Source organism: Hylemonella sp. GW821-FHT10B10 (assembly GCF_059415585.1).
Map to the genome: position 1 here is coordinate 192137 of NZ_JBWKNN010000001.1, position 23081 is coordinate 215217.

General features: G+C 66.1%; 22 protein-coding genes and 1 pseudogene. 14 read left to right on the plus strand and 9 right to left on the minus strand.

All coding sequences use genetic code 11. From position 1 onward, the window contains the following. Positions 1 to 11: 11 nt before the first annotated feature. Genes AC07NT_RS00915 through trxC form a run of 3 tightly spaced genes read left to right on the plus strand, consistent with a single transcriptional unit; the run spans position 12 to position 1811 of the window. Positions 12 to 1109, plus strand: a complete 1098-nt coding sequence (locus AC07NT_RS00915) for a class I SAM-dependent methyltransferase (RefSeq protein ID WP_498598307.1) — start codon at positions 12 to 14, stop codon at positions 1107 to 1109. A 10-nt stretch (positions 1110 to 1119) separates the two neighbouring features. Next, positions 1120 to 1314 (plus strand): DUF2905 domain-containing protein, encoded by a 195-nt coding sequence (locus tag AC07NT_RS00920; RefSeq protein ID WP_498598306.1) that lies wholly within the window; start codon positions 1120 to 1122, stop codon positions 1312 to 1314. Between the two features lie 56 nt (positions 1315 to 1370). After that, positions 1371 to 1811 carry a thioredoxin TrxC gene (trxC, locus tag AC07NT_RS00925; RefSeq protein ID WP_498598305.1) on the plus strand — a complete coding sequence of 147 codons (441 nt, stop codon included), beginning with the start codon at positions 1371 to 1373 and terminating at the stop codon, positions 1809 to 1811. Here trxC and AC07NT_RS00930 read toward each other — a convergent pair. The 3 genes and pseudogenes from AC07NT_RS00930 to AC07NT_RS00940 all read right to left on the minus strand — a co-directional run. Beyond that, positions 1789 to 3082 (minus strand): annotated as a pseudogene (locus tag AC07NT_RS00930) (multifunctional CCA addition/repair protein); the annotation flags it as partial. The gene trxC and the pseudogene AC07NT_RS00930 sit on opposite strands and share 23 nt — an antisense overlap. Positions 3083 to 3105: 23 nt before the next feature. Beyond that, positions 3106 to 3789, minus strand: a complete 684-nt coding sequence (locus AC07NT_RS00935; protein WP_498598304.1) for a glutathione S-transferase family protein — start codon at positions 3787 to 3789, stop codon at positions 3106 to 3108. A gap of 11 nt (positions 3790 to 3800) precedes the next feature. After that, positions 3801 to 4631 (minus strand): helix-turn-helix domain-containing protein, encoded by an 831-nt coding sequence (locus AC07NT_RS00940; protein ID WP_498598303.1) that lies wholly within the window; start codon positions 4629 to 4631, stop codon positions 3801 to 3803. Between the two features lie 138 nt (positions 4632 to 4769). Between AC07NT_RS00940 and AC07NT_RS00945 the strand changes: the two genes are divergently transcribed. Continuing rightward, on the plus strand, positions 4770 to 5189 hold the full coding sequence (locus AC07NT_RS00945) for a hypothetical protein (RefSeq protein WP_498598302.1): 420 nt from the start codon (positions 4770 to 4772) through the stop codon (positions 5187 to 5189). Between the two features lie 6 nt (positions 5190 to 5195). Here the strand turns inward: AC07NT_RS00945 and AC07NT_RS00950 are convergent, their stop codons facing one another. Beyond that, on the minus strand, positions 5196 to 6152 hold the full coding sequence (locus tag AC07NT_RS00950; RefSeq protein WP_498598301.1) for a complex I NDUFA9 subunit family protein: 957 nt from the start codon (positions 6150 to 6152) through the stop codon (positions 5196 to 5198). 58 nt (positions 6153 to 6210) lie between these two features. Beyond that, the gene (locus tag AC07NT_RS00955; protein ID WP_498598300.1) at positions 6211 to 8211 is read right to left on the minus strand and encodes a lytic transglycosylase domain-containing protein; all 2001 of its coding nucleotides are present in this window, start codon (positions 8209 to 8211) and stop codon (positions 6211 to 6213) included. A gap of 9 nt (positions 8212 to 8220) precedes the next feature. Between AC07NT_RS00955 and AC07NT_RS00960 the strand changes: the two genes are divergently transcribed. After that, positions 8221 to 8832, plus strand: coding sequence for a 5-formyltetrahydrofolate cyclo-ligase (locus tag AC07NT_RS00960; protein ID WP_498598299.1), 612 nt, complete (start codon positions 8221 to 8223; stop codon positions 8830 to 8832). Positions 8833 to 8902: 70 nt separating this feature from the next. Beyond that, the gene (locus tag AC07NT_RS00965) at positions 8903 to 9892 is read left to right on the plus strand and encodes an MBL fold metallo-hydrolase (RefSeq protein WP_498598298.1); all 990 of its coding nucleotides are present in this window, start codon (positions 8903 to 8905) and stop codon (positions 9890 to 9892) included. A gap of 7 nt (positions 9893 to 9899) precedes the next feature. Here AC07NT_RS00965 and AC07NT_RS00970 read toward each other — a convergent pair whose 3' ends face one another. Then, positions 9900 to 10496: a DUF3617 family protein gene (locus AC07NT_RS00970; RefSeq protein WP_498598297.1), complete on the minus strand. Its 597-nt coding sequence runs from the start codon at positions 10494 to 10496 to the stop codon at positions 9900 to 9902. A gap of 65 nt (positions 10497 to 10561) precedes the next feature. After that, positions 10562 to 11440, minus strand: a complete 879-nt coding sequence (locus AC07NT_RS00975; protein WP_498598296.1) for a DUF6279 family lipoprotein — start codon at positions 11438 to 11440, stop codon at positions 10562 to 10564. On the opposite strand from AC07NT_RS00975, the gene glmU reads away from it, so the two are divergent. Both glmU and AC07NT_RS00985 read left to right on the plus strand, forming a co-directional pair. Continuing rightward, the gene (glmU, locus tag AC07NT_RS00980) at positions 11439 to 12851 is read left to right on the plus strand and encodes a bifunctional UDP-N-acetylglucosamine diphosphorylase/glucosamine-1-phosphate N-acetyltransferase GlmU (protein ID WP_498598295.1); all 1413 of its coding nucleotides are present in this window, start codon (positions 11439 to 11441) and stop codon (positions 12849 to 12851) included. The genes AC07NT_RS00975 and glmU overlap by 2 nt on opposite strands. Next, positions 12848 to 13588: a sensor histidine kinase gene (locus AC07NT_RS00985; protein ID WP_498598294.1), complete on the plus strand. Its 741-nt coding sequence runs from the start codon at positions 12848 to 12850 to the stop codon at positions 13586 to 13588. Before glmU ends, AC07NT_RS00985 begins: the two co-directional genes overlap by 4 nt. Here AC07NT_RS00985 and AC07NT_RS00990 read toward each other — a convergent pair. Further along, the gene (locus tag AC07NT_RS00990) at positions 13566 to 14063 is read right to left on the minus strand and encodes an Lrp/AsnC family transcriptional regulator (RefSeq protein WP_498598293.1); all 498 of its coding nucleotides are present in this window, start codon (positions 14061 to 14063) and stop codon (positions 13566 to 13568) included. The genes AC07NT_RS00985 and AC07NT_RS00990 overlap by 23 nt on opposite strands. A 135-nt stretch (positions 14064 to 14198) precedes the next feature. On the opposite strand from AC07NT_RS00990, the gene glmS reads away from it, so the two are divergent. Then, on the plus strand, positions 14199 to 16049 hold the full coding sequence (gene glmS, locus AC07NT_RS00995) for a glutamine--fructose-6-phosphate transaminase (isomerizing) (RefSeq protein ID WP_498598292.1): 1851 nt from the start codon (positions 14199 to 14201) through the stop codon (positions 16047 to 16049). A gap of 10 nt (positions 16050 to 16059) precedes the next feature. Here the strand turns inward: glmS and AC07NT_RS01000 are convergent, their stop codons facing one another. Next, positions 16060 to 17262, minus strand: a complete 1203-nt coding sequence (locus tag AC07NT_RS01000; RefSeq protein ID WP_498598291.1) for a tetratricopeptide repeat protein — start codon at positions 17260 to 17262, stop codon at positions 16060 to 16062. Between the two features lie 274 nt (positions 17263 to 17536). Here AC07NT_RS01000 and AC07NT_RS01005 point away from each other — a divergent pair, with 274 nt between their 5' ends. From AC07NT_RS01005 to AC07NT_RS01025, 5 genes are all read left to right on the plus strand, one after another. After that, the gene (locus AC07NT_RS01005; RefSeq protein WP_498598290.1) at positions 17537 to 19747 is read left to right on the plus strand and encodes a xanthine dehydrogenase family protein molybdopterin-binding subunit; all 2211 of its coding nucleotides are present in this window, start codon (positions 17537 to 17539) and stop codon (positions 19745 to 19747) included. Next, positions 19744 to 20226, plus strand: a complete 483-nt coding sequence (locus AC07NT_RS01010; RefSeq protein WP_498598289.1) for a (2Fe-2S)-binding protein — start codon at positions 19744 to 19746, stop codon at positions 20224 to 20226. The genes AC07NT_RS01005 and AC07NT_RS01010 overlap by 4 nt, the downstream gene beginning before the upstream one ends. A 9-nt stretch (positions 20227 to 20235) precedes the next feature. After that, positions 20236 to 21348: an amidohydrolase family protein gene (locus AC07NT_RS01015; RefSeq protein WP_498598288.1), complete on the plus strand. Its 1113-nt coding sequence runs from the start codon at positions 20236 to 20238 to the stop codon at positions 21346 to 21348. 43 nt (positions 21349 to 21391) lie between these two features. Next, positions 21392 to 22381, plus strand: a complete 990-nt coding sequence (locus AC07NT_RS01020; RefSeq protein ID WP_498598287.1) for a Bug family tripartite tricarboxylate transporter substrate binding protein — start codon at positions 21392 to 21394, stop codon at positions 22379 to 22381. A 179-nt stretch (positions 22382 to 22560) separates the two neighbouring features. Continuing rightward, positions 22561 to 22902 (plus strand): hypothetical protein, encoded by a 342-nt coding sequence (locus AC07NT_RS01025; RefSeq protein WP_498598286.1) that lies wholly within the window; start codon positions 22561 to 22563, stop codon positions 22900 to 22902. The last annotated feature ends 179 nt before the right edge of the window (positions 22903 to 23081 follow it).

Consider the following 23081-nt stretch of genomic DNA (forward strand, 5'->3'; position numbering starts at 1 on the left):
TCAGGCTTGAGATGAAAACAGCTGACAGTTTAACGACCACCCTGCAATCCCGCATTGTGCAAGCGGTCCGGGACGCTGGTGGCTGGATGGCCTTTGACGATTTCATGGCCCGGGCCCTGTACACGCCCGGCCTGGGCTATTACGCCAACGATCTGCGCAAACTGGGGCTCATGCCCGGTTCGGGCAGCGACTTCGTGACTGCACCCGAGTTATCCCCCCTGTTTGGCCGGGCGCTGGCGGTGCAGGTGGGCCAGGCCTTGCAGCACACGCAGACCGATGAGGTCTGGGAGTTCGGTGCCGGCTCCGGGGCCCTGGCCCTGCAGCTGCTGGAGGCCCTGGGCGAACGTGTGCGGCGTTACACCATTGTTGACCTGTCGGGTGCGTTGCGTGCGCGCCAGCAGCAGACGCTGGCGCAGTTCGGCGAGCGGGTGCGCTGGGTCAGCGAGCTGCCGGCGGCCATGCAGGGCGTGGTTGTGGGCAACGAGGTGCTGGACGCCATGCCCGTGCAGTTGCTGGCGCGCATCGATGGCGTCTGGTACGAGCGTGGTGTGGCCCTGGAGCCGGGTTCGCAGCGCCTGGTCTGGCAGGACCGCCCTACCGCGCTGCGACCGCCCGTGGAAATCGAGGGCGCACACGATTACCTGAGCGAGATCCATCCCCAGGCCGAGGCCTACATCCGTACCCTGGCCGGGCGCCTGCAGCGCGGCGCGGCGTTTTTCATTGACTACGGTTTCCCCGAGGCCGAGTACTACCATCCGCAGCGCCACATGGGCACGGTGATGTGCCACCGCGCCCACCAGGCCGACACCGATCCCCTGGCCGATGTCGGCCTCAAGGACATCACGGCCCACGTCAACTTCACCGGCATCGCATTGGCCGCGCAGGCGTCCGGCCTGGGCGTGCTGGGTTATGCCACGCAGGGTCGTTTCCTGCTCAACTGCGGCCTGCCCCAACTGATGGAGCAGGCCGAACTGCCGGTGCGCGCACAGGCGCACAAGCTGGTCATGGAGCACGAGATGGGTGAGCTGTTCAAGGTCATCGGCCTGTGCGTCGGCGAGCCCTGGCTCGCACTGGGTTATTCGGCGGGTGACCGCACCCATACTTTGTAGGAATCTAGGCATGTTCCGTTGGCTGCTCGCCATCTTCATCATCCTGCTGCTGGTCAATGCCGTCACGCCCTGGTTCAAGAAGCTCGGCTTCGGCCGCCTGCCCGGCGACCTGAACTTCACGCTCTTCGGGCGTGAGTTCAACCTGCCCTTCACCACCACCATCGTCCTGAGCCTGGTGGCGGTGGGGCTGGCCAAGATCATCTGAGCCGGGCTTGAATCGGGTACCCCTGGCCCTATATGGACAGGAGGAAAGGGCTTCCCATGAGCGCTACACGCCACATTGTCTGTCCGCATTGCCATACCACCAACCGCGTCCAGGTCGATGACCTGGGCCAGGCACCCGATTGCGGTAAATGCCATCAACCCCTGTTCGCGGGTCATCCGGTGGCACTGGACGAAGCTGCTTTTGATCGTCACATCGCCCGCAGCGAAGTGCCGGTGCTGGTGGATTTCTGGGCACCATGGTGTGGCCCCTGTCGCATGATGGCCCCGGCCTTCGAGCAGGCGGCGGGACAGCTGGAGCCTCAAATCCGATTGGCCAAGGTCAACACCGAGGATGAACAAAACCTGGCGGCGCGCTTCAACATCCGCAGCATTCCGACGCTGGCGCTGTTTGTCGGTGGGCGCGAGGTGGCGCGCCAGGCGGGTGCATTCCGCTCGGCCGCAGACATAGCCCGCTGGGCGCAGGCCCAGTTGCCCTAGTCGCTGGTTTCGTCGTCGAGCTGCAGGTGGCGGGCCACGGCCTGGGCGCGGGCGGCGTGGATCAGTTCCCCCACCTTCTGGCCGCTGTGGCCCTGGGCCAACGCGTGTTCAGCAATGGCCTGTGTGGGCAGGGCCAGCACCGCGTCCAGCACGTCCTGCAGGTGCGCCGCCTGCGGGTAGGGCTGCCGGTCCAGGCCCAGGCGGCCGCGCGCGTCGCATTCGCAGGCCTGCAGTACCTCGGCAAAACGCCGAGGCTTGCGGATGGCGTCGCAGCGCTCCAGCAGGCGTACCAGCGCGGTGGCGCCCAGTGTGCCGCTGCGATGGATGTTGCCGTGTTCTCGCGCCACCACATCGGCCAACTCGCGGCAATCGACGGGTACACGCAGGCGCTCGCACAGGCCCTTGAGCAGGCGCGCGCTGCGCGCTTCGTGCGCAATATGCCGCGGCAGCTCTTCGGCAGGCGTGGTGCCCTTGCCCAGGTCATGGCCCAGGCACGCGAAACGCACGGTCAGCGGGGCGTTCAACTGTGCCGCTATGTCCAGCACCATCATCAGGTGCACGCCGGTATCGATCTCGGGGTGATGTTGCTCGGGCTGCGGCACACCCCAGAGCCGGTCCACTTCGGGCAGCAGCCGGTGCAAGGCACCGCAGGCGCGCAGCACGCCGAACATGCGCGAGGGTTTTTCTTCCATGAGCCCGCGGCTCAGCTCCTGCCAGACGCGCTCGGCCACCAGGTGGTCCACCTCGCCGTCGTCCACCATGTGCCGCATCAGCTCCATGGTTTCGGGCGCCACGGTGAAATCGGTGAAACGCGCCGAGAGCCGTGCAACGCGCAGGATGCGCACCGGGTCTTCGCGGAAGGCCGGGGTGACGTGGCGAAACACCTTGAGCTCGATATCCCTGCGACCGTGGTACGGGTCGGTCAGGTGTGACACATCGAAGGAACCGTCGGGCCGGCACTGGCTGCTGTGCACGGCAATCGCGTTGACGGTCAGGTCGCGCCGCGCCAGATCTTCCTCCAGCGTCACTTCGGGCGAAGTGTGGATGGCAAAACCCTTGTAGCCGCGCGCGGTCTTGCGCTCGGTGCGCGCCAACGCGTGCTCTTCCTTGGTCACGGGGTGCAGGAACACGGGGAAGTCCTTGCCCACGGGCACAAAACCCTGGGCAACCATCTCCTCGGGCGTGGTTCCCACCACCACCCAGTCGTGGTCCTGGACCGGCAAGCCGAGCAGGGCGTCGCGCACTGCGCCACCCACCATGTAGATCTGCATGGGATGCAGTCTAGCGCCTCGTTTCAGCGCTTGAGCCGGTAAGGCTCTTCGAAGGCGCGGAAATCGGCCTCGGCTTTGGCGTCGCTGATCCACGCGGCTACGCCGGGCAATGCGGCGACGCGTTCCACGTAGGCGGCGATGGCCGGCGGCACGGGCAGGCCGTAGGTCTTCAGGCGCATGCAGACGGGTGCGAAGTAGGCATCGGCGATGGTGAAGGAGCCGAAGAGCAGGGGGCCGCCGTGCTGGGCCAGCAGTTCGCTCCACATGGCGACCAGACGCTCGACATCTGCGCGCACGGTGGGCTGGTCGCGCCAGATGAGCGCGCCCGCCTCGTGCAGCGAGGCTTCGATGTTCTGCGGGCAGAGGGTGCGCAGGGCCGAAAAGCCCGAGTGCATCTCGGCGCAGACGCTGCGGGCGCGGGCACGCGCCGCCTTGTCGGTCGGCCAGAGCTTTTTCTCGGGGTGTTGCTCGGCCAGGTATTCGGCAATGGCCAGCGTGTCCCAGATGACCAGTTCGCCATCCGCCAGCACCGGTACCTTGCCCACGGGGTTGAGTCTGGACAGGGTCTGCTTGAACTGTGAGGTCGTCTCAAAAGAATCGAAGCGCACCAGCACCTCGTCAAAGGGGATGCCGGCCTGACGCAGCAGCACCCAGGGCCGCATGGACCAGGAAGAGTAGTTCTTGTTGCCGATGTAGAGCTTGAGCATGGTGACCTCGTTTAGCGATGGGCTGCGAGTTGATGCAATAGCGTATCTGTTTCCGGGTCGGACGGGTAAAAGAGCTCGATGCTGAGTTCGGCCAGCGTGATGTCGCGCGGGGTACCGAAGGAGGTCAGGGTCGTGAAGAGCGAAAAGCGCTGACCACCGAGTTCCAGCACGCAGGGGATGAGCAGGCTGGGCACGGCCCCTTGGGTTTCCATGGGCAGGGGACGCAACGCGGCCACGTTGGGGTACTGCAGCACTTCCTGCGCCAGTGCGGTGACCGTGTCGTCGCGCGAGGCCAGTACCTGTTTCTGCAGCGCCTGCACCAGATAGCTGCCCCATTCGTGAAAATTCTGCGTGAACGCCGCGAAGCCTTGCGGGTGCAGGCTGGCGCGGAACATGTTGACGCGCGGTTCGCGCAGCGCGGCCGGTAACAGGCCGATCAGGCGCTGCGCTGCGGCGTTGGCCAGCACCACGTTCCAGTGGCCGTCGAGCACCACGCCGGGATAGGGGTCGTGCGCGCGCAGCAGCTTGTCCAGTGCGCCATGGATCTGGCTCATCGCGTCCGAAGTCCAGGCCTGTTCGGAGTAGCGCGGCGCATAACCCGCCGCGAGCAGCCAGGTATTGCGCGCGCGCAGCGGCACTTCGAGTCGTTGCGCCAGCGCCAGCAGCACTTCGGCGCCAGGCCGCGCACGCCCGGTCTCCACAAAACTCAGGTGTCGGGGGGAGATGCCCACGTCCAGTGCCAGATCCATCTGGCTCAGGCGTCGTTGCTGGCGCCATTCCTTGATCAGGCCACCGATGTCCGTGGCGGTAGGGGGCGTGCGGGGCTGTATGGATGTGTTCATGGGGCTCCTGTCGATCGTCCGCAGAGGGGTGAAGGATGCGCCATTGTGCGCACGGCATCCATGACCTCTGAGGTAATCGACGTCATGCAGACGGACGCAGACACTGGCACCACCATCCACTGCATAGGAGTTTGAACCATGTCTTCCCTGTCCTCCCTCATTTCCTCGCCCCGTCTGCTGCCGCAGGTGCTGCGCCTCGATGCCCTGAGCTGCCTGGCCATGGGTCTGCCGCTGTCCCTCTTCGCGGAGCCGCTGGGCGGTCTGTTGGGCCTGCCGGCCATGCTGCTGCTGGCCTGCGGTCTGGCCCTGTTCCCCTGTGCGGCGCTGATGTGGCTGGCGGCGCGCAGCGCACGACCGCCGGCGACGCTGGTCTGGCTGGTGATCCTGGGCAATGTGGCCTGGGTGCTGGGCAGTGTCTACCTCTGCTTCAGCCTGCCGCTCACGGGGCTGGGCCAGGTCTTCGTGACGGGCCAGGCGCTGGCGGTGGCGGTGCTGGCCGAGCTTGAATACACCGGCTGGCGCCGCCTGTCCACGCTGCGGAACTGGCCCGACGAGTGAGGCGTTTCAGCGGCGACGGAAACGGTCGCGCAGTTGCAGCAGCGGGTCGCCGTTGCCAAGGTAGGCCGGGGCCACGGCGGCCGGCCCGGTGGGCGCGATGCCCAGCGCGGCGAGGCCGGGCACGCGCCCGGTCGCGACGTTGTCGACCTTCATCGAATCGAGGTTGTCGCGGCTCATCAGTGGCTGGCCCGGGGCCAGCTCCATCATCAGGGCCTGCAGGCGGCCGATGCCCATGGGCAGGGGGATGACGAGGCGCGGCACACCGGCGGCGCGGCCGGCCAGTTGCACCAATTCCTTGAGCGTACAGACCACAGGTCCGCAGAGTTCGTAGGTCCGCCCGATGGTGCGGGTGTCCTGCAGGCACTGCACCACGGCCTGGGCCACGTCCTCCACCCAGACTGGCTGGAAGCGGGCATGGGCACCGGCCAGCGGCATCACGGGGAAAACGCGCTGCAGGGCGGCGAAGAGATTGAGGAAACGGTCGTCGGCACCGAAGATCACGCTGGGGCGCAAGACGGTGAGTTGCAGGCCCTGTGCGGCCGCAGCCTGCAGGACCGCTTCGCCGCGCGACTTGCTGCGCAGATAGCGCGAGGGGGCGGTGTCGACAGCGGCCGGCTCGGCGCCCAGCGCGCCGATGTGGACCAGGCGTTGCACGCCGATGTCCAGGCAGGCACGGGCCAGCTTCTGCGGCAGTTCGACATGGGTGCGCTGGAAGGCCGCTTCATCGCCGTGCAGGATGGCCACCAGATTGATGACGGCGTCGTGGCCGGCAAGCAGGCGGCGCAAGGTGGCTTCGTCGTGCACATCGGCTTGCAACACGGTGAGACCGGGCAGGTGCTGCACGGCGCTGGCGTTGGATGCGCGGCGTGTGGGGACCGTCATGGCCCAGCCCAGGCGGGCCAGCCGTTCGCAGATGTGACGGCCGACGAAACCCGTTCCACCCAGCAGCAGGACACGTTTCATTCGGAAATCCTTCGCGCCAAGTGCTGTGGAATGAACGCTTCAGGACGGCCGTAAGGGTTCACGGCAGCTCTTCGGCGGGTTCGGGTTTGTCCATGCCCAGCGGGCCGACAAAACCCAGACGGGCCTTGAGCGACTGGGGCTCGCCACTGAGCACGGCGGCGTAGTTGACGGTGTTGGACAGCACCTTCTTGACGTAGTCGCGCGTTTCGCCGAAGGGGATGTTCTCGGTCCAGATGGCGGCTTCAAGCACCGGGTCGCCGGTCTGGCCGCGCCACACCTTGGAGCGGCTGGGGCCGGCGTTGTAGGCCGCTGCCGCCAGGGGCATGGAGCCGTCGAAGGCGTCGAGGACCAGTTTGAGGTAACCGGTGCCGATGGCGATGTTGGTGTCGCGTTCGGTGATCTGCTTGGGCTTGAAGTTGTTCATGCCGATGCGTCGCGCCGTCCAGCGCGCCGTGGCCGGCATGACCTGCATGAGGCCAGCCGCGCCCACACCGGACTTGGCATCCAGGATGAAGCGGCTTTCCTGGCGGATCAGACCGTAGACGAAGGCCGGCTCCAGGCCGGTGAGCTCGGCGCGCTGCTGCACCTCCTGGCGGTAAGGGGTGGGGAAACGCTGCGAGACGTCGATCAGCGTGCGGGTGCGTTCGCTGGCGTTGATGCAGCGGTCCCAGACGTGCTGCGCGCAGGCCAGCGTGGCCGCGGCCAGCAGCTCGCGGTCGCTCATGCCGCCGCGCTGGTGCAGGTTGGTGGCGTAGTTCCACTCGCGCACGCCTTCCGTGCGCAGGCCGATCTCGATGGCGTACAGCGCGCGTTTGAGACCCTCGTTGTCGCGGGCGGTCTGCAACTCTTCCTCGTTCAGCGGTGCCGGTGCGACGGGCGCGCTGATGCGCTGGCCCAGCTCTTCCATGGCCAGCTGCTCGTAGAAACCGCGCGGCGAGGCGATGGATTGCAGCAGGGTGCGGGCACGCAGCTCGGCATTGGGGGCTTGCAGGGCCAGCAGGGCACGGGCACGCCAGTAGATCCAAGTCGGGTCGCGCAGCTGCGCTTCGCTTAGAGCGGAGATGCTGTCATGCACCTGCTGCCAGTCGTTGGCGCGCAGGGCTGCGCGCACCTTCCACACCAGGTGGTCGCCGTGCATGAGCTGGTCCTGCCCATTGGCGTAATAGCCCATGGCCTTGTCCGAGAGGCTGCGTGCGGCGCGCTTGCCGATCACGCCCCAGACCCAGCTGCGCTCTTCCATCGTGAGCTGGGCGCGCCAGCGCAGCTTGCTCACTTCCTCGGCGGCGGCTTCGGGGTCGCTGGAGGCCAGGCGGATCATGGCCAGGGTCACCCACTCGCGGGTCTTGGGGCGGAAAGCGGTGAGTTTCTCGTCCAGGTAGCGCTTGGGGTTGGCGTAAAGATTGTTAAGGCCGTTGGCCCAGTCGGGGTTGAGCAGGCTGATGGCCTGCTGGGCGATGCGCGGCTTGTCGAATTCGAAGCCCAGCCGGGCGCGGCGCCAGGCCACCATGGCGTCGAGCTTGTCGTCCTTGATCAGGCGTTCGGCGGCGGCCGCACAGCCGTCATCGGGGTCACGCTGCGAGAGCCAGAGTTCCTGTACCTGGGCGGCAACGTCTTCGCCATGGGTGGCGTAGGCGGCGTGCAGGGCATGGCAGCGCACTTCGACGTCGTCGTTCATGCGGTAGCGGGGGTACTCGGCGGCGAAACGGGTCCAATCCTTGCGCTTGCCCAGCAGCAGCAGCCAGTCGTTGCGCAGGCGGTCTTCCTGGTAGGTGCCGGCGTAGCGGCTCAGGAAACTCTCGACCTCGGTCTGCTTGGCATCATCCAGGCGGGCGCTGAGCTCCCAGTAGGCAGCCCAGGGCTCCAGCACATGCCCCTGGACCTGGGGCAGCAGGGCAGCCAGGCGCTTGTTGTCGGGCTTCTTGTAGGCTTCGGCCATGTCCGTGATCAGCGCGTCCTGATCGGGCTTGGCGCGGGGCTTGACTTTGCTCGACGCGGCCGTCGCGGGCAGGGCCAAGCCCAGCGCCAACGCGATAGCTGTCAGAATGACTTGAAACTGCATGTGGAAATTATGGACACATCCGAGGAAAAAAGGGCGCAAGAGAAGAAAAACCTGCGCCAGCGGCTCATTACTGAACGTTTGAACCTGCCCGATCGCCTACAGCGTGCGGCGCTTTTGCAACAAGTCATGCGCATCTGGCTCGTGGGTCGCAGCGATCTCGTGATCGGTGCCTACTGGCCCATCAAGGGTGAATTCGACCCTCTGCCGGCCCTGCACCGCTGGAAAGAGGACGGTGAACTGCTGGACAACCCGCAGCCACGGCGCATCGGCCTGCCCGTGATCGACAAGGTGCACAAGACCCTGACTTTCCACGCCTGGTACCCCGGGTGCCCCATGGAAGAGGACGCCTACGGCATCCCGAAGCCGAAGGACACCGAAATCATCGTGCCCACGCTGCTTTTCGTGCCCTGCGTGGGCTACGGGGCCGGCGGTTATCGCCTGGGCTACGGCGGCGGCTTCTACGACCGCACCCTGGCCACGCTGCAACCCAAGCCCTACACCGTGGGCCTGGGCTTCACCCAGGGTTACCTGGACGATTTCGAGCCTGAGCCGCACGATGTGCCGCTGGAGGCCATCCTCAACGACAACGGTGTGGTGTGGCCAGTCCCGGGTATGGGGTGATTACGGTATCCGTAATCGATTGCATCTACGTAAAATCGCGGCTCCACCATCGGCCTGAATCGGAGCCCCCATGAGCAAAGCCTTCGCCTCGCAAGCGGACCTGACGGACAAGAAGACCACTTTTGAGCAGCTCAGCGAGCACTGCTGGGCCTACACCACCGAGGGCGACCCGAACTCGGGTGTCATCATCGGCGAGCGTTTCATCCTGGTCAGTGACGCCACCGCCACGCCGGCCATGGCGCGCGACCTGATCGCCAGGATCCGCACGGTCAGCGACCTGCCCATCAAGTACGTGCTGCTCACGCACTACCACGCGGTGCGTGTGCTGGGCGCCTATGCCTATGCCGATGAGGGCGCCACCGAGATCATCGCCAGCCAGGGCACGCTGGAGCTGATCCGCGAGCGCGGCGCGCAGGACATGAAAAGCGAGATGGAGCGTTTCCCGCGCCTGTTCCGCAACGCCGAGACCGTGCCCGGCCTGACCTGGCCCACGATGGTGATCGGCGGAGGCAACCCCGTGAAAGGTGAAGTGCCGGGCAAGCTGTCCATCAACCTGGGCGGCGTGGTGGTGCAGATCTGGAGCCCCGGCCCCGGCCACACGCGCGGCGACACCATCGCCTGGGTGGAAGAGGAAAAGGTGCTGTATTCAGGTGACCTGGTCGAGTACGAGGCCGGCGTCTACACGGGCGACGCGCAGCTGCAGGAGTGGCCCGCCACGCTGGAAGCCCTGCGTGCGCTCCAGGCCGAGTACCTGGTGCCGGGCCGCGGCGAGGCCATGAAAGGCCGGGCCAACGTCAACAAGGCGCTGGACTACACGAAACGCTGGGTGCAGACGCTGTTCCAGGCGGGCAAGGAAGCCGTGGCGCAGGGGATGGACCTGAAAGCGGCCATGGCCCATGCACGCAAGAGCATGGACCCGGTGTTCGGCCATGTCTTCATCTACGAGCACTGCCTGCCCTTCGACGTGAGCCGCGCCTACGACGAGGCCAGCGGCATCAAGAACCCGCGCATCTGGACCGCCGAGCGCGACCAGCAGATGTGGGCTGCGCTGCAAAACTGAGGCGGTTCTACTGGCAGGCGGCGGCCAGGCCCTTGATCTGCTGCTCGCATTGCGCGCGTGCCCCCTCGGGCAGGCTGGCGCAACGGCCCAGCATCCTGGCCGGGTCCATCCTGCACATGGGGCTGTTCTTGTCGAACTGCACCATGGCGTCGCCCTTGCAGGCGCCAGCGTGGGTGTAGCGAACCTTGAAGTTGCGCGGCCTGCCGTCCTTGTTCAGGGTGGTGTCCATCAGGTAGCTCTTGTCGCTTTCGCGGGTCATGAGCATGCGGGAGCTGGCGCCGTCCTTGCAGCTGACCTCGATCTCGGCCTCGCTGTCGGTGTTGCGCAGGACCTTGGGCGTGCACTGGGGGTCTTCCGCCTGGCTGCTCTTGTTGATCTGCTTGCTCACGTCCATGCAGATGCCGGCCTGGCCCATGGCGGCCGCGCCCATGGCCATCTGCGGATCGTCGCTGGAGACCAGCTCCATGCGCCACAGCCCCTGGCCCATGGGGGTGGACTTGAAGAGCTTGAGTTCGGACAACGGCGCCGCCGCCTGGCCCGTGCCGGCCAGCAGCAAGCCGGTCAGCAGGACAGCGCGCGCCAGGGCGGGGAGGAAGCGGTGCATGGCGTATCTCCAGTCGGAAGGGGTTCAGGCCATTCTCGCAGAGCCGCCCTGCAGCGGCCAGCATTTCAGCGCGACGCGATCAGGGCCTGCAGGTCGGCCTCGTAGCCTTGCAGCCGTTCAGCCAGCCGGCGCCGTTGCGCCGTGCTCGCGCTGTTGTGCAGGGCGGCGATGGTCTGGCAGCCTTCCTGCAGCAGGGACTCGAACTGGGCCCGTGCAGCAGGTTCGGGCGGCTCCAGACTGCGTCGCACCAGGGCCAGCATCTCGGCCTTCACGTGGGCGGGGCGGTCGCCGTTGCGGTGTTCCTGCAGTGCACCCAGTATGTCCTGCTGGCGGCGCAGTCGTTCGGTCCAGGCCAGGCGCGCGTCGAAGCTGGAGGCGGCGATGCGCTGGCGCAGCAGCGTCTTCTGCGCCTCGCTCAGGCGGCCGTAGAAATCCTCGTAGCGGTCCACGGTGCGTTCCAGTCGGCGTTCCTGCAGCTCCGCGGGCGTGCCGTCCAGCCATTCGCCGCGCCATTTCTGGTTGTGTTTCTCGAATTGCCTGGCCAGGTGGCGCAGCTGCCCGGCCTGCAGCGTGGGGGCCAGGCGGGCCAGGCCTTCGGCGCTTTGATCGCCCAGGCGCTGCAAGTGCACGCGGGCCTGGGCCAGGTGGTTGCAGACCTGCTCGGGCGTGACGGCCTCGAGGGCTTGCCGCTGCAGGCGCTGGAGCAGCTCGGCATAGGCCGGCAGTTCCTGGCGCCGGTGCCAGTTGTGCAGGGCCTCCAGGCTGTCGCGCACCGGGCGGTCCTGGGCGTCCTCGAAATCGATGTAACCGTCCAGCCACCAGTAGAGCAGGGTGGGGGCGTTGTTGTAGCCGGTCTGCACGGCGCTGCAGCCCGCCAACATGAGCAGCAGCAGCCCGCTGATAATGCGGGGCAGGAAACTCAACATCACAGTGGGCAGGCGCATGAAGCAGAACGGACAGGCAGTGGATGTGGTCATCATGGCGGCGGGCAAGGGCACACGCATGAAAAGCAGGCTGCCCAAAGTCTTGCACCGTTTGGCCGGTCGTGCATTGTTGCAGCATGTGGTCGACACCGCTGTGGGGCTGGAGGCCCGGCGCGTGGTCGTCATCACCGGCCACGGCGCGGCCGAGGTCGAGGCCGGCGTGGTGCACACGGGCGGCGGCATGCTGCAGTTCGTGCGCCAGGAGCCGCAGCTGGGCACCGGTCACGCCGTGCAGCAGGCGGTGCCCGCCCTGCCGGACGACGGCATCGTGGTCGTGCTCTCGGGCGACGTGCCCCTGACCGAAGGTCCGACGTTGGGTGCGCTGATCGACGCATGCGGCGGCGACAAGCTGGCCCTGCTGACCATCGCCTTCGACGACCCGACGGGGTACGGCCGCATCATGCGGGATGCCGCCGGCACCGTCCTGGCCATCGTGGAGCACAAGGACGCCACCGAGGCCCAGCGCCAGACCAAGGAAATCTACAGCGGCATCATGGCCGTGCCAGCCCGCCTGCTCAAGCCCTGGCTGGGCCGGCTGGACAACAAGAATGCCCAGGGTGAGTACTACCTGACCGATGTGGTCAAGTTCGCCGTGGCTGAAGGCGTGCCCGTGGTGGCGCACAGGATCACCGACGCGCTGCAGGTGGCAGGCATCAACAGTCCCGTACAGCTGGCCGAGCTGGAGCGGGCCTATCAGCAGCGCGCCGCGCGCAGTCTCATGGAGCAGGGCGTGCGCCTGGCTGACCCGGCGCGTTTCGATGTCCGCGGCGAGCTGCTCTGCGCGCAGGACGTGGAGATCGACATCGGCTGCATCTTTGCCGGCCGTGTGGAGCTGGGCGAGGGCGTGCGCGTCGGTGCGCATTGCACGATCAGCAACGCACGCATTGCCGCGGGCGCGGTGATCCACCCCTATACGCACATCGAGGGCGGCTACAGCGAAAAGGATCGCATCGAGGTCGGTGCCGGTGCCCTGATCGGCCCCTATGCCCGCCTGCGGCCCGGCGCCAAACTGGGTGAAGAGGTGCACATCGGCAACTTCGTGGAGATCAAGGCGGCCACCCTGGCCAAGGGCGCCAAGGCCAACCACCTGGCCTACATCGGCGACTCCAGGGTGGGCGAGCGCGTGAACTACGGCGCCGGCAGCATCACGGCCAACTACGACGGTGCCAACAAACACACCACGGTGATCGAGGCCGACGTGCACATCGGCAGCAACTGCGTGCTGATCGCGCCTGTCACCATCGGCGCCGGCGGCACCGTGGGCGGGGGCTCCACCATCACCAAGGACACTGCGCCCGGCACGCTGACCGTGGCGCGGGCCAAGCAGGTGAGCCTGAGCAACTGGAAACGGCCCGAGAAGAAAAAACAATGAGCGTGCCCACGCCCGAGCAGGAGATCGAGCGGCTGCAGCTCGAGTTGCATGCGGCCCGCACGGCGCTGGGCGACTTTGCCTACGCGGTTTCGCACGATCTGCGGGCCAGCCTGCGCCACATCATGTCCTACGCATCCCTGCTGCGCGAGGAGGTCGGCCCAGCGCTGCCGGGCGAGGCGCTCACCTACCTGGAGACCATCCACAGTGCATCCCGCACGCTTGGGCAGCAGATCGACGGGCTCATGGCCTGGAGCCTGCTGGACCGCACCGAGCTGCAGGTGCGGGAGCTGGACGCCGGTGCGCTGATTGCCGAGGCGCAGGCCCAGCTGGGCGAGTTGTGTGCGGGACGCCGGATCGAATGGCGCATACAGCAGGACCTGCCGGTGCTCTTCGGGGACCCGGCGCTGCTGCGCCAGCTGTTCGTGCACCTGCTCTCGAATGCGCTCAAGTTCACGCGCGGTCGCGCGGTGGCGGAGATTTCCGTCCAGGCCGAACTGGCGCCTGAAGGCTGGGTGACCTATACCGTGGAGGACAACGGCGTGGGCTTCGACCCGGTGCGCCAGCACAAGCTCTTCCACGTCTTCCAGCGCCTGCACGGCAGCAGCCAGTTCGAGGGGTTGGGGCTGGGCCTGGCCCTTTCGCGCAAGATTGTCGAGCGCCATGGCGGCGGCATCCGGGCCGAGGGTGCCCCCGATGCCGGTTGCCGCGTGAGCTTTACCCTGCTGCGTGCCGCCTGAGCGGCACACGCGTGCCGAACTTGCTGCGCTTCACGCTGAAGAAGGCCTTGACGTTGCGCACATTGGCATCGCTGGTGAAGAGGCGCTGCGCCAGCGCCAGGTAGTCCGGCATGTCCAGCGCCTGTACGACCAGCACGAAATCCGGCCCGGGCGAAACGCGGTAACACTGCTGCACGGCCTCGTCGGTCGCCACGCGCAACTCGAAAGCCGTCTGCGCCTCCTCCCCCTGACGCTCCAGAGTGATCTCCACGATGGCTTGCAAGCCGTGGCCTAGCAGAGGCGCGAGCTTGTCCATGCTGAGCAGCGCTACCTGCTTTTCGATCAGGCCCACTTCCTTGAGCCGCTTGACACGGCGCAGGCAGGTGGGAGGCGAGACATGTGCCAGCGCGGCCAGGTCCTGGTTGCTCAGGGCAGCGTCTTTTTGCAAGGCGTCGAGCAGGAGCAGATCTACGGCATCTGTGGTGAATTGTTCCATTTGCAGATTATTTTTGAAATATTCAGTCTTGTCATGTGATTTATGAAATTTAAGTTCATAAAGTATCAAAAATCAATCAGTTATTTTTCTTCTGGCCTTCTACCATCGTGGCATCGAATTCAGGAGTGAACGCTTATGTGTGGCATCGTCGGCGCCGTTTCCCAACACAACATCGTCCCCGTGCTGGTGCAGGGCCTGCAAAGGCTGGAGTACCGTGGTTATGACTCCTGCGGCGTGGCCGTGCATGCCGCCGGCGGCTTGCAGCGCGCGCGCAGCACTTCGCGCGTGGCCGAACTGGCCGAGCAGGTGACGCGGGACAAGGTGACCGGCTACACCGGCATCGCCCATACGCGTTGGGCCACGCACGGCGCCCCCGCCGTGCACAACGCCCACCCGCACTTCAGCCAGGGTCCGGGCGCCGATAGCGCTCAACGCGCGGCGCGCGTGGCCCTGGTGCACAACGGCATCATCGAAAACCATGACGAGTTGCGCGCCGCCCTGCAGAAGAAGGGCTACGTCTTCGTCAGCCAGACCGATACCGAGGTCATTGCCCACCTGGTCGACTCCATCTACGAAGGTGACCTGTTCGAGGCTGTGAAGGCAGCGACGAAACAGCTGCACGGCGCCTACGCCATCGCCGTTTTCCACAAGGACGAGCCGCACCGCGTGGTGGGTGCGCGTGCCGGCTCGCCGCTGATCCTGGGGGTGGGGGCTGACGGTAGCCACTACCTGGCCAGCGATGCCATGGCTCTGGCCGGCGTGACCGACCAGATCGTCTACCTCGAAGAGGGCGACGTGGTGGACCTGCAGCTGGGCAAGTTCTGGGTGGTGGGCCGCGACCACAAACCCGCGCAGCGCGTCGTGAAGACCGTGCAAGCCCACAGCGGCGCGGCCGAACTCGGCCCCTACCGCCACTACATGCAGAAGGAGATCTTCGAGCAGCCGCGCGCCATTGCCGACACGCTCGAGGGCGTGGAAGGTATCGTGCCCGAGTTGTTCGGCGATGGTGCCTACCGGGTCTTCAAGGATATCGACAACGTGCTCATCCTGGCCTGCGGCACCAGTTACTACAGTGGCTGCGCTGCCAAGTACTGGCTGGAGAGCATCGCCAAGATTCCCACCCAGGTGGAAGTGGCCAGCGAGTACCGCTACCGCGACTCGGTGCCCAACCCCAAGACCCTGGTGGTCACCATCACCCAGTCAGGTGAAACGGCCGATACCCTGGCCGCGCTGCGCCACGCCCAGAGCCTGGGCATGCAGCAGACGCTGACTATCTGCAATGTGGGCACCAGCGCCATGGTGCGTGAGTGCAAGCTCGCCTACATCACCCGCGCGGGCGTGGAGATCGGCGTGGCATCCACCAAGGCCTTCACCACCCAGCTGGCCGGTCTCTTTCTGCTCACGCTGGCCCTGGCCCAGGTGCGCGGGCACCTGAGCGACGAACAGGAGGCGCAGCACCTCAAGGCCATGCGTCACCTGCCCGTGGCCCTGCAGGCTGTGCTGGCGCTGGAGCCGCAGGTGATGAGCTGGGCCGAGGACTTCGCCCGCATGGAAAACGCGCTTTTCCTGGGCCGTGGCCTGCACTACCCTATTGCGCTTGAGGGCGCGCTCAAGCTCAAGGAGATCAGCTACATCCATGCCGAGGCTTATCCGGCCGGCGAACTCAAGCACGGCCCTCTGGCCCTGGTGACCAGCGCCATGCCCGTGGTGACGGTGGCGCCCAACGACGCGCTGCTGGAAAAGCTCAAGAGCAATCTGCACGAGGTGCGCGCCCGTGGCGGTGTGCTCTACGTGCTGGCCGATGCCGACACCCGCATCGAAAGCGGCGAAGGCCTGCATGTGATCCGCATGCCCGAGCACTATGGCGCGCTGTCACCGCTGCTGCACGTGGTCCCCCTGCAACTGCTGGCGTATCACACGGCCTGCGCGCGGGGGACGGACGTGGACAAGCCACGAAATCTCGCCAAGAGCGTGACGGTCGAATGACCGCAACGCGTCAGCGCCGTCTCAGGTAAACATAGCGCCCGTTCACCGGGCGTTGCTGGTCGAAGCGTATGGCTTCTTCGTGACTGCTCAGCATGTCGTAGCCATGTTGCCGGGCGAGTTCCTGCAGGTAGCTGGGTGAGTGCGCGTAGCGCAGGCTGGGCAGCAGTTGCACGGACTGTCCTGGCGCCGCATCCTCCACGGTGAAGGCCAGCCAGCTGCCGGCGCGCATGCGCTGAGCCAGCAGGCCGAAGGCCTGCTCCAGAGCCCCCACATAGATGAAGACATCGGCCGCCAGCACCAGGTCATAGGGTTCTTGCGCGGTCGCCAGGAAGTCGTGGATGTCGGCGACGTGCAGTGCGTCGTACACCGCGCGCTGTCTGGCCTTGGCCACCATGGCGGGCGCGATGTCCACGCCGGTCAGATGGTCCACGCGTGCACGCACGTGGGCGCCGCACAGGCCGGTGCCGCAACCCAGGTCCAGCACACGGGGGAAACGGGGGCCTGCTTCAGACGGCAGGCGAGCGATCAGCAATTGGTGAGCCTGGTAGCGCAGCTGCTTGACCAGATGCGCGTCGAATTCATCGGCGTAGTCGTCAAACAGTTGCCTGACGTATTGCTGCGGCGGCGTTGAAACACCACTCCCGTGCGTCACGGCGGCCAGGAAATAGCCCAGGATGTCGGGGTCGCCGCCGCTGTCCAGTGCGCGCTGGAAGCAGGCCGCCGCCGGTTTGAACTGACCTGCTTCGCGGTACAGGCCGCCCAGTTCGGTGAGCGTGGCCGTATGGTTCGGGTCGCGTTGGAGGGCCTCCTGGTAGGCCTGCATGGCCTCGGGGATACGGCCCAGCCGTGCCAGGCTCTGCGCGTGCTGGGCGTGCAGGGTGGCGGACGCTGCGCCCAGGGCAAAACCACGCTCGAAACTGTGCACCGCGGCTTCAAGGTGCGAGAGCGCCAGTTGCGCCTCGGCCAGGGCCAACCAGCCACCCGCCTGATCCGGTTCGGCTGCCAATGCTGCGCGCAGCAAAGGTTCTGCCTCGGCATAGCGCTGGAGTCGGACGCGGGTGATGCCCAGGTTCTGCATCACCGAGATCCGTCCTGGGGCGAGTTCCAGCGCCCGTTCGAAATGGCTTTCGGCCGTCTGCCAGTCGCCGGCTTCCAGGGTTTGCAGGCCTTGCAGGAATGCGGCCTTCGCTTGTTCGAGGTGGTCTGCGCTCATGCGGGAATTATCCGTGCGCCTCAAGTGGGTGCCGTGCCCGACTGCACTGCGCCTGGCATTCCATGCGGGTTTACCCGGGCACTCATCCATCGCATGATGATATGGAATGGGACGTAATCGGCATTGGACCCAGGGCGCTTCCGTTTCTAAACTCAGAGAACGCACTGCCGCAGAACCCCCTCTACACGAACGATGGCCACAGATAGCAAACAGGCATTGCTCCACTTCAAACGTCCAGGCCACTGGGGCGTGGGCCGCGCGTCTTTTCATCACCATGCCTGACATCTCCACCCCCACCCAGCCCCGCGGTTTTGTGATCGACCGCAAGGACGGTCGTCCCCAACTGCCCGGCAGCCTGCACACCAACCGCCGTCTTGCGCAGTGGCTGGGTTTCGATGAACCGGGCCGGGTGCATGTGCGCACAGGCAAGGTCGAACTGGGGCAGGGCATTCTCACGGCCTTGATGCTCATCGTGGCCGAAGAGCTGGACGTGCCGCTGGACACCGTGCGCATCCACAGTGCCAGCACCGCTTACGGGCCGGACGAGGGCATGACCTCGGGCAGCCTGTCCGTGCAGGACAGCGGGGGCGCGTTGCGCCAGGCCTGTGCCGAGGTGCGCGCGATGGCCCTGCAGCGTGCGACGGCCTTGACCGGTGAGAGCGCCGGCACGATCACGGTGCTGGAGGGACGTTTTCGCTCCTCTTCTGGGCAGGATCTGGGCGACTACGCGACCTTGATGAAAGGTGTCGATCTTGACATCGAGAGCCCGGGGACGGCACGGCCCAAGGCGGTGGCCGAGCGCCGTCTGATGGGGCGGGCCCACCCTGAGCGCATCGATCTGGCGGACAAGGTGTTCGGCAAGGCCCGCTTCATCCAGGACCTGCGCCTGCCCGGCATGCAGCACGGCCGTGTGTTGCGGCCGCCTACCCTGGATGCCACGCTGGCCTGTGATCCGGCGCCAGACATCGCCGCATTGCCGACGGGTGTGCGCTGCTGGGTCGACGGGCGTTTCATCGCCATCGTTGCGGCCAGCGAGCGTGAGGCCGAGACGGCAGCCGCGCGCCTGGCCGGCAAGATCACATGGAAGGCGGGCACACCCCTGCCCGATGCGCAGGACCTGCACGGTTTCCTGACCTCGGCGCCACACGAGACCACGACCACGGCGGAGCGTGGAGAAACAGCGTGGCCCGCCGACGGCCTGCAGCACAGCGCGGTCTACCTCAAGCCCTATCTGGCGCACGCCTCCATCGGTACCTCCTGCGCCCTGGCGTTGTGGGACGGCCAACGACTGGAGGTCTGGACGCACAGTCAGGGCATCCACAACCTGCGCGACGATCTGGTCAAGGCGCTGGTGCGCGAAGCCACGCCCGTGGCCAAAGAAAACATCGTGATCCACCATGTCGAGGGCTCGGGCTGTTATGGCCACAACGGTGCCGACGACGTGGCCTTTGATGCCGTGTTGATGGCCCTGCGTTGCCCCGGCCAGCCCGTGCGTGTGTTGTGGTCGCGCGCGGACGAGCTCAGCCACAGCCCGTTGGGTTCCGCGCACCGGGTGGCTCTGCGGGCCCGGCTGGACAGCACGGGTCGTCTGAGCCACTGGCAGCACGAACTTTGGGCCAACGGCTACAGCTCACGCCCGGGCCGTGCCGCCCTGCCGGCCCTGCTGGCCGCCAGTGAGCGCGCCGAGGCCACGGCCCTGCCCCTGCCCATCAACCCGCCGCTGGCGGCTGGTGGTGGCGCCGAGCGCAACGCCGTGCCGGCCTATGTGCTGCCCAATCTCCAGGTCATCCATAACCGCCTGACCGTCATGCCCCTGCGCACCTCGGCCATCCGGGCCCTCGGGGCTTACGCGAATGTGTTCGCCATCGAGTCCTTCATGGACGAACTGGCCTTGCAGGCAGGGGTCGATCCGCTGGCCTTCCGCAAGCGCCATCTCGAAGATCCGCGCGCCCTGGCCGTGCTGGACACGGTGGTGCAGCGCTCCGCCTGGTGGGGCCAGCGCAAGCAGGAGCCCGAGGGCATCGGCCACGGCCTGGCCTGGGCCCGTTACAAGAACACGGGTGCCTGGTGTGCTGTCATCGCACGGGTTCAGGTGGACGAGCAGGTGCGTGTGCTCAACCTCGACCTCGCGGTCGATGTGGGCATGGTGGTGGACCTTGATGGCGTCATCAACCAGATCGAAGGCGGGGCCGTGCAGAGCGTGAGCTGGACGACCAAGGAGCAGGTCACCTTTGACCGCGAGAGCATCACCAGCAATGAATGGCTGACCTACCCGGTGCTGCGTTTCAGCGAGGTGCCCGAGGTGCGCGTGCACGTGATCGACCGGCCCGAAGAACCGCCTGTGGGCGCTGGCGAGGCGGCCCAGGGCCCGGTGGCTGCTGCGCTGGCCAATGCCGTGTACGACGCGCTGGGCGTGCGCGTGCGCGAGTTGCCCCTGAGCCCTGACACGCTGCTGCGTGCCGTCCACGCCGCGGAGGCCGCATGAGCAAAGAAAAACAAACCATGTTCCACGTCAACCAGCAGCTCCTGCACTTTGACGGCGACGAGAAGGCGACCTTGCTCTCGGTGCTGCGCGACGAGTTGAATCTGAGCGGCCCCAAATTCGGCTGCGGCCAGGGCGAGTGCGGTGCCTGCATGGTGCTGGTGGATGGCCAGCCGCAGACTTCCTGCAATCTGCCGGTCTGGTCCATCCAGGGGCGGCAGGTGACCACACTCGAAGGCCTGGGCACGCCGGCCCATCCGCACCCGGTGCAGACGGCCTTCATCGAAGAGCGCGCCGCCCAATGCGGTTACTGCGTGGCCGGCATCATCACCTCGGCCTGCGCGCTCGTGGCCCGCAAGCCCCAGCCCAGTCGCGACGAGATCGTGCAAGGCCTGGAAAAACACCTGTGCCGCTGCGGTGCCCAGACGCGCATGCTGCGCGCCATCGAGCGCGCGGCGGCCCAAATGAATTCAAAAACCTGAACCCTATCCATGCTCAAGAACTGGCTCTCCCCCCAAACCCACGCCCAAGGTTGCAACGGCTTCTGGTTCTGCAGCTGTGCAGGCCTGCCCATCGTGCCCGGCGGTGGTGGCAGCACGGCCACAGGCCGCGCGCCGGTGATCATCCGCGGCAAGCGCGCACGTACGGTGGACGCGCACGCGCACTGCTACTTCCAGGCTGGCCTGGACCTCATGGGTGCCGAGGCCAAGGGTGTGTTGCCGCCCGTCAAGGGTGTGCCCGAGCATTTTCTGCAGGTGGACCAGCAACTCAGCGCGCGCTTCGCTGCCATGGACGCCATGGGCATCGACCTGCAGGTGCTCAGCATCAACCCCTTCTGGTACAAAAAAGATCGTGAGACCGCCGAGGCCATCTGCCGGGTGCATAACGAGAGTTTTGCCGAACTGTGCGCGAACCACCCCAAGCGCCTGGCCGCCTTCGCCTCCCTGCCCATGCAGTTCCCCGAGCTCGCCGTGCAGATGCTGGAAGAAGCGGCGAAGAAATACGGACTCAAGGGCGCGGCCATCGGCGGTAGCGTGGCGGGTGACGACTTCGCCAACCCGGTCTACCACCCCGTGCTGGCCAAGGCGCAGGAGCTGGGTGTGATGCTCTTCATCCACCCGCAGAGCACGCCCGAACTGGCGGCCCGCCTCAAGGGCAACGGCTGGTTGTCCAACGTCATCGGCAATCCGCTGGACACCACCATCGCGCTACAGAAGCTGATCTTCGAAGGCGTGTTCGACAAATACCCCGAGCTCAAGGTGCTGGGCGCCCACGGGGGCGGTTTCCTCGGCTCCTACGCGCCGCGCATGGACCGCAGTTGTTTTGTCTCGCCGCAGAACTGCAACCCCGACATCGTGCTCAAGAAGAAGCCCACGGAGTACATCCGCCAGATCTATTTTGATTCGCTGGTCTTCACGGGCGAGGCGCTGCGCCACCTCGCGGCCGAGGTCGGTGCGGGGCAGATCATGATCGGTACCGACCACCCCATCCCCTGGGTGGAGGACCCGGTGGGCCATGTGATGGCCACCCCCGAACTCAGCGACGAAGACCGCCTGGCCATCCTGGGCGAAAACGCGATCCGCGTGCTGGGGCTCACGGTCTGAGCGTCTGCAGCCTATACCTATACATCACCCCACAGGAGACAAGATGAAGCTCAACACACTCGCCACTTGCACGCGACGCCTCGCGATCACCCTGGCCGGCCTGGCCCTGGCCACCTCTGTTCAGGCGCAAGGCACTTATCCGAACCGACCGATCCGCATGATCGTGCCCCTGGGTGCAGGCAGTGCGGTGGACGTGGCAGCACGGCTGTTGGCGCAGAAGATGTCGGAGAACATGGGGCAGGCCATCGTCGTCGAGAACATCACGGGCGCGGCGGGCATCATCGGTTCTGACCGGCTGGCCAAGGCTGCACCGGATGGCTACACCATCGGTGGGTTCAACGACAGCGTGCTGACCATGGTGCCCCACCTCAACAAGAACACGCCCTTCAACCCGGTGACCGACTTCGCCCACATCTCGCAGGTCGCGACGATCGAGTTCAGCATTTCCGTGGCGACCGACTCGAAGTACAAGACAGCAGCCGAGCTGGTGGCCGCGGCCAAGGCCGCGCCGGGCATGGTGACGTATGCCTCGGGCGGCAACGGCAGCCCGCAGCATCTGGGCGGTGCATTGTTCGCGGCGCACACTGGTGTGGAGCTCAAGCACGTGCCTTACCGGGATGCCAGCCAGGCCGCCCAGGGCGTAGCCGGTAACCAGGTTGACGCAACCTTCCAGGGCATCGCCACCGTGGCGGCGCTGGCAAAAGGCGGTAAGTTGCGCCTCATCGGCGTGATGGCCGACGCCCGCAATCCCGAATACCCGCAGACGCAGACGCTCAAGGAGCAGGGCATCCAGGGTTTCGACTTCAGCACCTGGTTTGCGCTGACCTCGCCCAAGGGTACGCCCAAGGAAATCGTCGAGCGTCTGCAACGTGAAGTGGTCAAGGCGCTGGCTGACCCGATGGTCAAGGAACGCTACGCCGGCCTGGGGCTCAAGCCCAATGGCACGACACCAGAGCAGGTGACTGCCCTGGTGCAGAACCAGCTGGCCCGTTACGGCAAGGCCATAACCGACAACAACATCAAGGCTGAGTGATGTGAGGTCGTCCGCGCGAGCCGGGGCACGGCTCATGCGGTGGCGCCTGCCCCAGAACCCTGGCCACGGGCCGCACCCGCCTGGTCAGGGTTTCTACGCAAGAGCAATTCCCTAGTAAAAATACGTACACGGCCGTCTAGGATGTCAGCTTCGTTGGGTTAGCTGATATCTAAAAAAGAATGTTGACAGTCGTTACCGAATTCCTCTCCACCATGCAGGAGAGGTTCAATCCTCTGCGCCAGGACTCCATCCAGGCGGTCTACCAGATCGACGATATCCGTCAGGCCATGCTGGATTGTCTGGATACCAACACGCGGGAAGACTTCCCGCATGTCGAACGTCGCATCCTGCGCGCGTCCAATGTGCCCACGCTGTGGTTCCTGCGCCCGGACCTGCTGATGGCGGTGGCCGCGCATTCCGGCGAGCAGGCCGCTAACCAGGTCATTGACGAGATCTCGGACATGTTCGACGGGCTGCTGCCCCAGAGCCTGAGCACCCGGCCCAGCCGGCCGCAGCGCTGATCTGGCATTGGCGTGCTGCCCCATTTGACGGGGTGTATGAATCAGCTTGCGCATTCTGCCTGTGGCATTGATGTCGCGTTCAGGGCGTCACGGTATTCGCAGTGGTCAATTGCTTGACTCGTTGCAGAAGTAGCGCCCTCAATCCAATTTTGGATTGCATTCTGTTGTTTCGGCGCCGC